The organism is Mesorhizobium monacense, assembly GCF_056781675.1.
The window spans coordinates 6,663,258-6,675,725 of record NZ_CM165567.1 but is presented as its reverse complement, the minus strand read 5'-3'; the positions used below and the strand labels follow the sequence as shown (position 1 = coordinate 6,675,725).

Genomic DNA, 12,468 nt, shown 5'->3' with positions numbered 1-12,468 from the left:
ATTGCGATGCATGTTTGCTGGGGTATCCGGGATGCCCCGGCACAGCCGCGTCACGCCGGCTGCACGCTTGGCCCTCTATCCGCGAATTAAGCTGCAGGCATTGCGAAATGCCTCAGCTCAAGAACCGTTCAGTCAAACGCGACCAAAGTGCCGCGCCGACTGTCAGGTTTTCGTCGGCAAAATCGAATTTCGAGCTGTGCAGGATTTCCGAGCTCATCCCATTGCCAAGGCGAAGGAAGCTTCCCGGCCTGTGCTCCAGGAAATAGGCGAAATCCTCGCTTCCAGGGATCAGATGGGATGTCGAAACTCTGTCCGTGCCGACGAGTTCCTCCGCCACGCTGCGGGCGAACTCGGTCTCCTTTTCCGAATTGACGACGACCGGGTAGCCGTGGAGGTAGTCGATTTCGGAACGCGCCCCATGTCCCTCCGCGACGGCGGCGGTGAGTTTCTTGATCCGGGCTTCGAGTAACTCCCGTATCTTGGGCTCGAAGGAGCGGACGCTCAGCGAAAGCGTCGCGGTGTTCGGTATGACATTGGACGCTTCGCCTGCATGGATCGAGCCGACGGTGATAACCGCCGTTTGCGTCGGATCGACATTGCGCGAAACAATTGTCTGCAATGAAACGACGAGATTGCAGGCAACGACGACCGGGTCCACCGTCAGATGCGGCCGGGAAGCGTGTCCGCCTTTGCCGGTGACGGTGATCTTCACCGTATCGGAGGCAGCCATCAGAGGCCCGCTCCGCGTCAGCCAGCTGCCTTCCGGCGCGCCGGGATGATTGTGCAATCCAAAGATCGCATCGCATGGAAAACGCTCGAACAGGCCATCGGCAATCATCGCCTGGGCGCCGCTGCCGATACCAGCTTCTTCCGCCGGCTGGAAGATCAGGTTCACCGTCCCGTCGAAGCGCCGGGTGCGCGCCAGGTATTCGGCGGCACCCAGCAGCATCGTGGTATGGCCGTCATGACCGCAGGCATGCATCTTGCCCGCGGTCTGGCTCGCGTAAGCGAGGCCGGTGTCCTCATGGATCGGTAGGGCATCCATATCCGCCCGGATTGCGATGCTGCGCGTCCCTGTTCCCACCTTGAGGCGGGCGACGACGCCGTGGCCGCCGACATTGCGGGCAACCTCGTAGCCCCAGCCCTCAAGCTTTTCGGCGACGAAGCGCGCCGTCTCCACCTCTTCGAAGGATAGCTCGGGATGAGCATGAAGATAGTGCCGGGTCGCGACCAGCTCGTCCCTGAGCGGTTCGAAGTCTGAGATACGAGCGAAAGCATTGTCGCGGATCATCGGATATTCCATTCCAGATTGAACAAGAAGGCGCAAGGCCGTCACACCGCCCTTGCTCGACGCTGAGAGTGCGCGTCTCGAACTGTTAGCTTGACGGCTAAATAAAACGCGCCAGAAAGCTTCTGGTGCGCTGATGTTGCGGGTTGCCCAGCACGTCTTCCGGCTTGCCCTGTTCAACGATTTGACCACCATCCATGAAGATGACCCGGTCCGCCGCCTCCCGCGCAAAGCTGATTTCGTGGGTCACCACGATCATCGTCAGCCCCTGGCCGGCAAGATCCCGCATGGTCGAAAGCACCTCTCCGACGAGCTCCGGGTCGAGCGCCGAGGTCGGTTCGTCAAACAGCATCAGTCTCGGCTTGATTGCCAGCGCACGGGCAATCGCGACGCGCTGTTGCTGGCCACCGGAAAGATGGCGCGGATAGCTGTCAGCCTTGGCTGAAAGGCCGACGCGTTCCAGAAGCCTCAGTGCATTTTCCGTCGCGGCCTTGCGGCTTTCGCCATGAACGCCGACCGGCGCCTCGATGATATTCTGCAGGACCGTCATATGCGGATAGAGATTGAACTGCTGGAAGACCATGCCGATCTTGCGCCGCTGCGCGGCGATTGCGTTGTTCGACAGTTTCTCCAGCCGCTGCTTTCGCAACCGGTAGCCGATCTGCTCGCCATCGACTTCGATCGAACCCCGGTTGATCGCCTCGAGGTGATTGATGCAGCGCAGAAAGGTCGACTTTCCGGAACCGGAGGGTCCGAGAATGACCACGACCTCGCCCGGCATGACGTCAAGGTCTAGGCCCCTCAGGACCTCAAGCCGATCGAAGGATTTGTGCACGTTGCGCGCCCGCACGAGCGGCTCGACAGATGCGGCGACAGTCAATGGCTTGCCTCCTGCGCGAGGGCCGGTGACAGGGTGCCAGAAACGACCTTGTCTTTTGCATTCTTGATCGGGTTTGCGGTGTCGCCCGAACGCCTGTCACCGCGGCCGTAATAGCGTTCGATATAGCCTTGGCCGACATTGAGCACCGAGGTGATGAGGAGATACCAGATCACGGCCACAAGCAGCATCGGGATGACCTCGAAGGTGCTGTTGTAGATCGATTGCACGGAATAGAGCAGGTCCGCCATGGCGATGACGCTGACCAGGGAGGTGGCCTTGATCATGCTGATCAGCTGGTTGCCCGTCGGCGGAACGATGGAGCGCATCGCCTGCGGAATGATGATCCGGCGAAGGGCGCGGGCGCGTGTCATCCCGAAAGCCTCCGCCGTTTCCGCCTGCCCCCTGTCGACGGACAGAAGGCCGCCGCGGATGATTTCGGCCATGTAGGCAGCTTCGTTCAGGGCAAGTCCAACGATTGCAGCCGTCATCGGCGTGATCACCGAATTGGTATCCCAACTGGCCAACGTCGGGCCGAAGGGGATCGTGATCGACAAGGTGGGAAACAGCGTCGACAGATTGTACCAGAAGATCAGTTGGACCAGCAGCGGCGTGCCGCGGAAGAACCAGATGAAGAGACCGGCAAGCGAATAGGCCAGCCGATCCGAGGACAGCCGCGCGATCGCAAGAAGCAGGCCCAGCACAATGCCGATCGCCATGGCGACGACCGTCAGCCCGAGGCTGACGTAAAGGCCGCTGATCACGGTCGGATCGAAGAAATACTTGCCGACCACGGGCCAACCGAAGTTTTCGTTGTTGGCAACGATCCACGCAAAATTTGCGGCAATCGCCAGGGTTGCGATCCACAGCAAGAGGCGACCCGCGCGAAACGGCTGGTGGGCGTTTACGACATCGCGAGGCTCCGCACCGCCAGACGGCGATGCGTTTGTCCGGGTATTGGCGCTCATTTGGGCAGGGTCCCGCCGAGATTGATACCGGGCTCCTTGATCATGTTGTTCTCAAGGCCCCATTTCTTCATGATGATGGCATAGGTGCCGTTGGCCATCAGGACCTTGATGCCGTCGCGAAGCACCTCGCCGAGCGGCGATCCCTTCGGCACCACCGCGCCCTGGTAGAGATTGTCGAAGCCGTTCTTCTGGCCGACGCCAGCAAGCTCGAGCTGACCCTTGGCCTGCGCCACGAAATAGGTAAGGGGGGCCTGCGACGAGAAGAAGGCATCCGAACGCTTGGACCGGACGGCAAGGATCGAGCTTGGCTGGTCGGTGAAGGACTGGATCTCGACGGGCTTCTTGCCGTCCGTCTTGCACTTTTCCAGTTGCGCCTGGATCACGCGCTCCGCCGATCCACCCGCCATGACTGCGATGCGCTGTCCGCAGGCTGTATCCAGCGAGGTGATGCCGTTGGGATTGCCCTTCTGGACGGCGAAAACCACGAATTCCTGAACCCAGTCGACGAAGTCGTTGGCTTCCTCGCGGCTCTTGAAGTCGCCGACCGGGCCGAAGGCGAATTGATAGCGGCCGGAATTGATGCCTGCGAGAAGCGCCGGGAGGCCGCCGACCGTGGCGTGTTCGATCTTGACGCCGAGCACCTGTCCGAGTGCATCCGTCAGGTCGGCGCTCGCGCCAGTCATCTCGGTGCCCGTAACTATCTCGTAGGGAGGGAAGGAGCCGTTGTTGACGGAGATCATGCTGCCGGCGGTTCTGATGCTTTCCGGCAGCTTTGCCCGCAATGCCTCGTCTACAGCCAATTTCGGGACTTCCTGAGCAATGGCGACGCCTGACAGCAGGACGGTGGCAAGCATGAAGGACGTGATGGATCTCAATAGCATGTCGTATTCCCCTTTTTTGGCTTTGTTAAATTGGTTCAGGATCCGGTCGCGGCGAGTTGCGGGCGATCCGAATTTTCGCAAAGTGGAAACAGCTCTTCCGGCGTCAGAGTCCGCGCCAGGATGCCTTGCGTGTGCAATTCGACGGCAAAGTCCGCGATCATCGCCCGATTGGCGTTGAAGCCGCTGTCACGCCAATTCGCCGGAAGGTCGGTTGAAACCCTGAGAATCTCATCAAACGTCCATGGACTCGTCTCGGCGTATTTGCGCCGCTTGGCGGTCCAGACGCGCTGAGATTCATCGATCAGCTCGCTCAGTTCGGCGGCAAGCCAGGGATGTTCTTCAAGGATCGCCGCCTTGATGCCGATCAGATGCATGCCGGGCACGTAGCCGACATCATTGAAATAGTTGAGCTCGGCGCCGCGAAAGTCGCTCAACACCTGGCGGAAGGGAGAGTTTGCGTTGAAGAACCCGTCCGGCATGAAGGGCGTGAAAACAGCGTCGAGGCCGCCTTCGTAAAGCAGATCCATCATCGGCCGTTCGCCGCGTGCGGCTTCGATGCGTCCAGGGCGGCCAAAGCCGTCGAGACGGTCGACGATTGGATGGGCTTCAGTCAACCGGCCGGCAAACCAGGTCGCATCCTCGACGCCCACGCCTTCGCGGCGCAGGGCCGCGCGCGTCCATGTGTTGCCGGAGTCACGCCAGCCGGTGACGCCGATGCGTTTGCCCGCAAGCTGGCTGAGCTGCGTGATCTGGCTGTTTTTCGTCGTGATGATGCAGCGATGACGAAAGCCGCGCATGATGAAGTTGGGAACGCCAACGACCGTGTTGTCGCCATCGGCACGAAGCTGGGCATAGCGGCTGAAGGACATTTCGGCGGCATCATGGGCTTCGTCCTTGCCTACATGCGACACCAGCGTGCCGACCCTGTCGACCTTCACCTCAAGGCGAGGCGACGAAACATCTCCGAGCACGAGCGGGGTCATATAATCCCAATCGCGCAGAGCCAGACGTATGGTGACAGGCATGCAAGTCGCTCACCAAAAATGGATGTTGAGCGTGTAAATAAATGTTCAATTTTCACTGATCAAATGCTATTACGTTACTGAACATTAAATCTGGCGTGAAAATGAGCGAAATTCACAGCGCTGAATGGTTTGCCGAAAAATTGGGCGACAGGACCATGCGCGGAATCGCGTTGGAAACCAGCGCCTTGATCCGCTCTGGCGCCTTGCCCGTCGGGACAAAATTGCCCGCGATCCGCGAGCTGGCCTTCGTGCTTGGCATAAGCCCGGCAACCATCTCCGAAGCCTGGAGCGAATTGCGCCATCAGAAAATCATCAGCGGTCGTGGCCGCAACGGCACCTGGGTCAGCGGCGACCGCTTCATCGCCAAGCCGCAGCGGCTGGCGAGTTCGGGCAATTACGGCGAGAGCGTGCTCAATCTGACCGCTGCCGTGCCGGACGTGCGCCTTTTGCCGCAACTGGCGACGGCCTTGGGTTATGGCGCGTCCGCCGAGAACCTGAATAGTTATGAGCGCAGCCGTATCCTACCGGAACTCGAGGCAGCAGCGCGGCTGACATGGCCCTATGAGCCTGAGGCTTTCCTCGCAACGAACGGCGGCTACAATGCGGTCTACACCTTGCTTCATGCCCTGGTGACGCCGGGCGCTTCGGTGGCGATCGAGAACCCGACCGCCATGCGTCTGCTCGACATTCTGGAAGATCGCGGCGTTCGCATCGTGCCGGTGCAATGCGACCGCAATGGGCCGTTGCCGTCATCGCTGCAGGAGGCGATGAAGTATAAGCCGATTGCCTTCCTGTTCCAGCCGCGCCTTCATTCGGTAACGGGACAAAGTGTCGGCAAGGCAAGGCTGGATGCCCTGGCGGACGTACTGCAAGCAAGCGACGCGCTGATCATCGAGGATGACGGCGTGGCCGATATTTCCAGTGCGCCGCGCCATTCCATGGGGGGCCGCTTCCCCGACCGGGTGATCCATATCCTGTCCTATTCGAAGACCTTGGGGCCCGATCTGCGTCTGGCCGTTCTCTCGAGTTCGAAGGCGATCGTGGAGCAGATCCAATCCTATCGAAGTTTCAGTGCCGGATGGACCAGCAGAATCCTGCAATCCGCGGCCGCCTGGCTGCTTCGCGATCCGGCCACTGAGGAGACCTTGGAGCGTGCCCGAGCAATCTATCGGAAACGGCGGGACGATCTGACCGGCGCGTTGCGCGCACGCGATGTCGCCGTGGAGGATGGGATGGGACTTTGCGCCTGGGTTCCCGTGGCATCGGAACCGTTCGCGATGGTGACGATGGCTGCCAGAGGCATTGCCGTCCATCCGGGCGCAAAGTTCTCGATTTCCCCGAGCAATCACATCAGGGTGGCGACGGGAAATCTCTCGGATCGTTGTGAGGAAGTCGCGGACGCCATCGCGCTTGCCTGCACGCCCCCTTGAGCTCGCATCATTGCGATTGCCGGCGGGCATCGCCCGCCTCGGTCAGATACGCCGGCCGGTCTTCGCGTCGAACAAATGAGCGCAGGCGCGGTCGACTTCGATCCGCACCGTCTCGCCCTGCTTCAGCGCCAGCCGCTCGCGGAACAGGCAGGAGATCTCCTCGCCGGCGCAATCGACCTTGGCGAAGATTTCCGAACCGGTCGCTTCCAGAAGCGTGACCGTGCCGGAAATGCCCTGCGCGGTTGCACGGATATGCTCGGGACGGATGCCGTAGATGAGTTCGCCGCCTGTGGCGTGCGCCGGGTGGATGCCTTCCGGCAGCGGCAGGATCAGTCCGCCGTTGCTGCGGAAGATGCCTTCCTCGAGCCGGCCGGCAATGAAATTCATCGACGGCGAGCCGATGAAGCCGGCGACGAAGAGATTGGCCGGGCGGTCGTAGAGGTCGAGCGGCGCGCCGATCTGCTCGACCAGGCCGTCATGCAGCACGACGATCTTGTCGGCCATGGTCATCGCCTCGATCTGGTCATGCGTGACGTAGATGGTGGTGGTGCCCAGCCGCTGGTGCAGCGCCTTGATCTCGCCGCGCATCTGGACGCGCAGCTTGGCGTCGAGATTGGAGAGCGGCTCGTCGAACAAAAAGACCTGCGGGTCGCGCACGATGGCGCGGCCCATGGCGACGCGCTGGCGCTGGCCGCCGGAAAGCTGGCGCGGAAAACGATCCAGCAACTTCTCCAGCCCGAGGATGTTTGCCGCCCTTTTGACACGACCGGCGGTGTCGGCCGGATCGGCTTTCTTGATCTTGAGCGCGAAGCCCATATTGTCGGCCACCGTCATGTGCGGATAGAGCGCGTAGTTCTGGAACACCATGGCGATGTTGCGGTCCCGCGCCCTCAGATTGTTGACTGTGCGCTCGCCGATGGCGATCTTGCCGCCCGAGATGGTCTCCAGCCCGGCGATCATGCGCAGCAGCGTCGACTTCCCGCAGCCCGACGGCCCGACCAGGATGACAAACTCGCCATCGGCGATATCGACGCTGACGTCGTGGATGATCCGCGTGGCGCCGAAGGCCTTCTGCACGTTGTTGATGGTTACCGATGCCATTGGATTCCTCCAGAAAGAGTAATGTCCGCTCGGGCCACGCCTCAGCCGCCCTTGACGGCGCCGGCGGTCAGCCCCGCGACGATCTGCCTTTGCGCGAACATGGTCAGCACCAGCACCGGCAGCGTCACCACCAGTGCGGCGGCGGCGAGCGGCCCCCAGCTCACCTGCTCGTAGGAAAGCATGTTGTAGACGGCGACCGGCAAGGTCCGCGTCTCGCGGCTGGCGAGCACCACGCCGAAGACGAAATTGTTCCACGAGAAGATGACCGACAGGATGAAAGCGACGACGATGCCAGGCTTGGCGATCGGCAGCGCGACCAGCCGGAACACCTGCCAAGAGCTGGCGCCGTCGATGTTGGCCGCTTCTTCCAGTTCCATCGGCGTCGTCTCGAAATAGCCGATCATCACCCAGACGACTATCGGCACCGTCACCACCAGGTGGATGATGATCTGCGGCCACAGCGTGCCGAGGATGCCGATCCACTGGAACAGCAGGAACAGCGGGATCAGATAGGAAAGCCCCGGCGTCATGCGGGCGATCATGATGACGACGGCCGATCGTTCGGCCTTGAGCCGCGCGATGCCATAGCCGGCCGGCACGCCGATCAGCAGCGCCAATAGCGTCGCCGTGCCGGTCACCAGCACCGAATTCCACAGATAGAGCAGGAAATTGTTCTCTTCGAACACCTTCGCATAGTTCGACCAGGCGAAGCGCTCGGGGACCAGGATCGGCGGATAGGCGCCGTTGTCGATCTCGAACTTCAGCGACAGCGAGATCATCCAGAGGAAAAACAGGATCGCCGGCGAGACGAAGACCAGTGCCGCGAAGAACAGCCCGATCCGGTTGAGCAGCCGTGACGTCATCTATTTGCCCTCCGCATCGATCCATTGCGATCGCTGGCGCAGCATCAAAAGGACGAAGGACAGCGCCACGATGACAATGAAGAACACCACGGCCATGGCTGAGCCGTAGCCGATGTCGTAGTAGGAGAAGGCGGTGTTGTAGAGATAGATGTTGATGGTTTCGGACGCCGTGCCCGGCCCGCCCTGGGTCATGGCGTAGATGATGTCGAAGCTCTTCAGCGCATCGATCGAGCGGATGATGACGGCGATCATCAGGAACGGCGCGATCATCGGCAGAGTGAGGTAGCGGAACTGCTGCCAGGCGTTGGCGCCGTCGATCTCGGCGCTTTCGAACGGCTCGCGCGGCACCGAGGCCAGCCCGCCCAGTACGATCAGCATCACCAGCGGCGTCCATTGCCAGGTCTCGACCGCAACCAGCGACGGGATGACCGTCTTGGCGTTGAAGATCCATTCCTGGGCCGGGATTCCGACCAGCGACAGAAGGTAGTTGAGCACGCCAAGCTGCGGATGGAACATCATCGTCCAGACCAGCGCCACGGCAACCGGCGTCGCCATCATCGGCATCACGAAGACGCCGCGCAGCAGGCCGCGCAGCGGAAACTTCGCGTCGAAGATCAGGGCAGCCACGGTGCCGAAGAACATCGGCGCGACCACCGACAGGAAGGTGTAGGTCAAGGTATGCCAGAGCGATTCCCAGAAGCGCGGATCGCTCGCCAGGCGCAGATAGTTTTCCGCGCCGGCAAAGCTCCGCGACTGGCCGAGCGTCCAGCTGTTGACGCTCATCCACAGGGTGAAGGCCCAGGGAAAGACGATCACCGCGCCGACGACGACGAGTGCCGGCACGACGAAGGGCCAGTAGTTGGGAGCCAGGCGTACAGTCTGGCTCCCGTCCATGGTTTCCATCGTCACCCCGGCCTGTTCTGGGGTGGTTGCGGACATCAGCCCTGCTCGCTCCTGTCGAGCACCGGCTGGAACTGCTCGGTCGCCTTCTTCAGCTCCTCCGCCGGATCGGCGCCGGCGATCATGTTGCTCAGCGCCACGCCATAGATGTCGCGGAACTCGGTGACCGGGATGATGACCGGCAGCGCCAGCCGGCTGACATTGCCGGAGCCGACGACGGCATCGAGCCAGCTCGCCGGCATGGTGACGCCTTCGCGCACCTTGGGGTCTTCCAGAACCGACTTGCGGAACGGCACGCCGGCGCCGGCCTGCAGCAGCCGCGCGCCCATGGCCGGCGACACCGCCCACTGGCAGAACAGATAGGCGGCCTCCTTCTTCTCGCTCGCCGCCGTCACGCCGATGCCGTCGCCGAACGTGCCCGAGGCATGCGCCTTGGGGCCCTTGGGCATGACGCCGTAGCCGACCTTGCCGACCACCCGCGATTTCTCGGGGTTTTCCATCGGCGGGGCGAACCCGACGCCGTCGAACCACATGCCGATCTTGCCTTGCAGGAAGGCGGACTGCGCCTCGGCCCAGTTGAAGCCGGTGACACCGGGAGGAGCAGCCTTGGTCATCAGCCGCTGGTAGAGGCTGGCGGCCTCGACCGCCTCCGGCGAGGTGGTGCGCAGCTTCCCCTCGGCGTCGAGCGGCGTCATGTCATAGCCCAGCATCAGCGACGTCCACACCGGCGTGTTGGCGTTCTTGAGCCCGCGGGCGACGAAACCATAGGTGTTGGTCGACGGGTCGGTCAGCGCCTCGGCGGCGGCCACCAATTGCTCGAACGTTTCGGGGTATTTGAGTCCCTTGGCTTCGAACAATTCCTTGTTCCAGTAGAGGATCCAGTAATCGACCGAGAAAGGCAGCGAGCGCAGCGCGCCCTGCCCGTCCTTGGCGAACACCATGCCGGCATCGGCGAAGTCGGTTTCGACCAGCGCCGGATCGGTGAGCGTGGCGTCAGCGAGATAGCCGGAGATGTCGGCCAGCCAGCCGCCCTTCTCGAACTGCCGCTTCTGCACATGGTAGCTCAGATGCACGACGTCGAAGCTCGGTTTGCCGGAGCTGAGCTCGATCACCGTCTTCTGGCGCTGCTGCTGTTCGGGCGTCGCCTCGGCATTGACCTTGATGCCGGTCAGTTCCTCGAACTCGGCGATATACTTTATCAGCGTGTCGCTGCGCGGGCTCTTCACCAGATTGACGTCGAGCGTGCTGCCGGCAAAGCGCTTCCAGTCGACGCCCGCGGCAAAGCTCGGGCGCAGGCCGGCGAGGCCGGCGGCGGCGAGGGCCGCGGTTCCTGCGAGGAGTTGCCTCCTGGTTGGGTTGAACAGATTGGACGACATTTCTTCCTCCCGGTTGCTGTCGTTGTGGGTTGCGCCGCGGTTGCGGCGCGGCTCATGCTTCCTCAGATTTGCAGCGCCAGCCGGCGCGCGTTGTCGATATGCTGGCTGATCGCCTCGACTGCCTTTTGCGGATTGCGGCTCTCCATGGCCTCGATCACCGTCAGGTGCTCGCGCATGACCGGCACGACACGGCCGTCGATGCGGAAGCGCTCCTGGTGGATCAGCCGGATCTTCACCGAATTGACCAGATAGGCCTTGGCGATGATCTCGTTGTCGAGCGCGTCGATGAAGGTGTCGTGCATGGCCCAGTCGATGGTCTGCGCTTTTGCTTCCATTTCCGGCGTCGCGGCCTGTGCCAAAGCGTGGGCCAGCATCTCCTCGTGCTCGCGCCTGAGCCGGGCGAGTTCGGCATCGGGCGCGTTGACCGTGAACAGCGCCACCGCCTCGCGCTCCATGAACAGGCGGAACTGGAAGGCCTCGCGGATCAGGTTGATGTCGATATGCGCGATCTGCATGCCGCGCTGCGGGATGGTCGTCAGCAGCCCCTCGGCCTCAAGGCGCGGCACGATCTCGCGGATGGCGCCAAGCGGCAGCCCCGTGAAGGCGACCAGCTCGCGCTGCGACACGAACTGCCCGGGCCTCAGGTCACGCGCCAAGAGATGCCGCGTAAAGCTGGCATAGGCCTTTTCCCTGAGGGTTCCCGGTTCGCTGCTGTCGTCCATTCAGCGCTTCCTTGCCGGTCAGGCCGGCTCTGTCGCAAACAGCCTGTCATAGGCGGCGGCAAGCTGCTGCCGCCCCTGCGCAGCGATCGGCTCCAGCGGCGGGCGGACCGCCAGCCAGCCTTCATCGCCGGTCTTGCGCGCCACCATCACCTTCACCGCCGGCGTGACCGGATATTTGAGCAATTCGAGCACGAAGTTCTCGACACGGCTATCGTCGCGCCCGTCCACCGCCATGGCGCGGATTTCGGCTGTGACGAAATTGGCCATGCCGGAAATGGCGCCTTGTCCGCCCTGGCGCACGCTTCGCGCCAGATGCCGCTCATCGCCGATCAGGATCACCAGGTCGCCATGGGCGGCAAGCAGCGCCTCGCTGTAGCTCCAGTCGCCACCCGAATCCTTGACCCCGGCGACGACGGCCGGAAAGGCGGCGCGCAGCCGGCCGATCAGGCTGAGCGGCAGCTGCACCATGGTGACAGAAGGGATGTTGTAGAGCAGCACATCGCGCGCCAGCGGGCCGAGCGCGGCAAAGACGGCGGCAAACCATCCGAACAGCCCGTCCTCGCCGACATTCTTGAAATAGCTTGGCGGCGCCAGAAGGATGTTGCGGGCGCCGCGCTGCAGGGCGTGGCGCGCCTGCTCAGCCGCATCTTCGGCGGCATCGACCAGCACGCCGGCGACAAGCTGATGCGCCGGGATGCCGGCGCCGAGCATGGCCTCGATGACCTTTCGCCGCTCTTCGGTGCCCAGGGAAGCACCCTCGCCGGTGGTGCCGAAGAGCGTCGCGCTGCTGCAGCCGGCGCCAAGGCAGGCCTTGGCCTGCGCGACCATGGCGGGAACCGCGATCTGCCCGGACGCATCAAAGGGCGTTGCAAGCGCAACCGAAAGACCAAAGCGCGAAACCACCAGAATGCTCTCCAGATATCAATCTGCAGTCAGTGATATCAGACTAACATGTCAGTTGTAAACAGGAGAGGTGCATTTTTCGAAATGACGTGTCCCGCCGCGATGGCGAGCGCATCACAGCCTCACAGGCAAGA

General features: G+C 62.5%; 12 protein-coding genes. 1 reads left to right on the top strand and 11 read right to left on the bottom strand.

Annotated features, from left to right (window positions below; genetic code table 11):
- Positions 1-112: 112 nt before the first annotated feature.
- The 5 genes from AC1RUK_RS32000 to AC1RUK_RS31980 form a co-directional block, all read right to left on the bottom strand.
- Positions 113-1,291, bottom strand: coding sequence for a M20 aminoacylase family protein (locus AC1RUK_RS32000; protein ID WP_481839338.1), 1,179 nt, complete (start codon positions 1,289-1,291; stop codon positions 113-115).
- 97 nt (positions 1,292-1,388) lie between these two features.
- Positions 1,389-2,168 (bottom strand): amino acid ABC transporter ATP-binding protein, encoded by a 780-nt coding sequence (locus tag AC1RUK_RS31995; protein WP_481837438.1) that lies wholly within the window; start codon positions 2,166-2,168, stop codon positions 1,389-1,391.
- The gene (locus AC1RUK_RS31990; RefSeq protein WP_481837439.1) at positions 2,165-3,133 is read right to left on the bottom strand and encodes an amino acid ABC transporter permease; all 969 of its coding nucleotides are present in this window, start codon (positions 3,131-3,133) and stop codon (positions 2,165-2,167) included. The genes AC1RUK_RS31995 and AC1RUK_RS31990 overlap by 4 nt, the downstream gene beginning before the upstream one ends.
- Positions 3,130-4,014, bottom strand: a complete 885-nt coding sequence (locus AC1RUK_RS31985) for an ABC transporter substrate-binding protein (RefSeq protein ID WP_481837440.1) — start codon at positions 4,012-4,014, stop codon at positions 3,130-3,132. Before AC1RUK_RS31985 ends, AC1RUK_RS31990 begins: the two co-directional genes overlap by 4 nt.
- A gap of 35 nt (positions 4,015-4,049) precedes the next feature.
- Positions 4,050-5,039: a substrate-binding domain-containing protein gene (locus AC1RUK_RS31980; RefSeq protein WP_481837441.1), complete on the bottom strand. Its 990-nt coding sequence runs from the start codon at positions 5,037-5,039 to the stop codon at positions 4,050-4,052.
- A gap of 101 nt (positions 5,040-5,140) precedes the next feature.
- On the opposite strand from AC1RUK_RS31980, the gene AC1RUK_RS31975 reads away from it, so the two are divergent.
- A complete protein-coding gene (locus tag AC1RUK_RS31975) occupies positions 5,141-6,469 on the top strand; it encodes an aminotransferase-like domain-containing protein (protein ID WP_481837442.1) in 1,329 nt (442 codons plus the stop codon).
- 42 nt (positions 6,470-6,511) lie between these two features.
- Here AC1RUK_RS31975 and AC1RUK_RS31970 read toward each other — a convergent pair whose 3' ends face one another.
- From AC1RUK_RS31970 to AC1RUK_RS31945, 6 genes are all read right to left on the bottom strand, one after another.
- The gene (locus AC1RUK_RS31970; protein ID WP_481837443.1) at positions 6,512-7,570 is read right to left on the bottom strand and encodes an ABC transporter ATP-binding protein; all 1,059 of its coding nucleotides are present in this window, start codon (positions 7,568-7,570) and stop codon (positions 6,512-6,514) included.
- A gap of 41 nt (positions 7,571-7,611) precedes the next feature.
- Positions 7,612-8,433: a carbohydrate ABC transporter permease gene (locus AC1RUK_RS31965; RefSeq protein ID WP_481837444.1), complete on the bottom strand. Its 822-nt coding sequence runs from the start codon at positions 8,431-8,433 to the stop codon at positions 7,612-7,614.
- Positions 8,434-9,336: a carbohydrate ABC transporter permease gene (locus AC1RUK_RS31960; RefSeq protein WP_436171798.1), complete on the bottom strand. Its 903-nt coding sequence runs from the start codon at positions 9,334-9,336 to the stop codon at positions 8,434-8,436.
- 35 nt (positions 9,337-9,371) lie between these two features.
- Complete coding sequence (locus tag AC1RUK_RS31955; RefSeq protein WP_481837445.1) at positions 9,372-10,709, bottom strand: ABC transporter substrate-binding protein; 1,338 nt, start codon at positions 10,707-10,709, stop codon at positions 9,372-9,374.
- A 62-nt stretch (positions 10,710-10,771) separates the two neighbouring features.
- Complete coding sequence (locus AC1RUK_RS31950) at positions 10,772-11,431, bottom strand: GntR family transcriptional regulator (RefSeq protein ID WP_006206449.1); 660 nt, start codon at positions 11,429-11,431, stop codon at positions 10,772-10,774.
- Positions 11,432-11,449: 18 nt separating this feature from the next.
- Positions 11,450-12,334, bottom strand: a complete 885-nt coding sequence (locus AC1RUK_RS31945; RefSeq protein WP_481837446.1) for a dihydrodipicolinate synthase family protein — start codon at positions 12,332-12,334, stop codon at positions 11,450-11,452.
- Positions 12,335-12,468 lie beyond the last annotated feature (134 nt).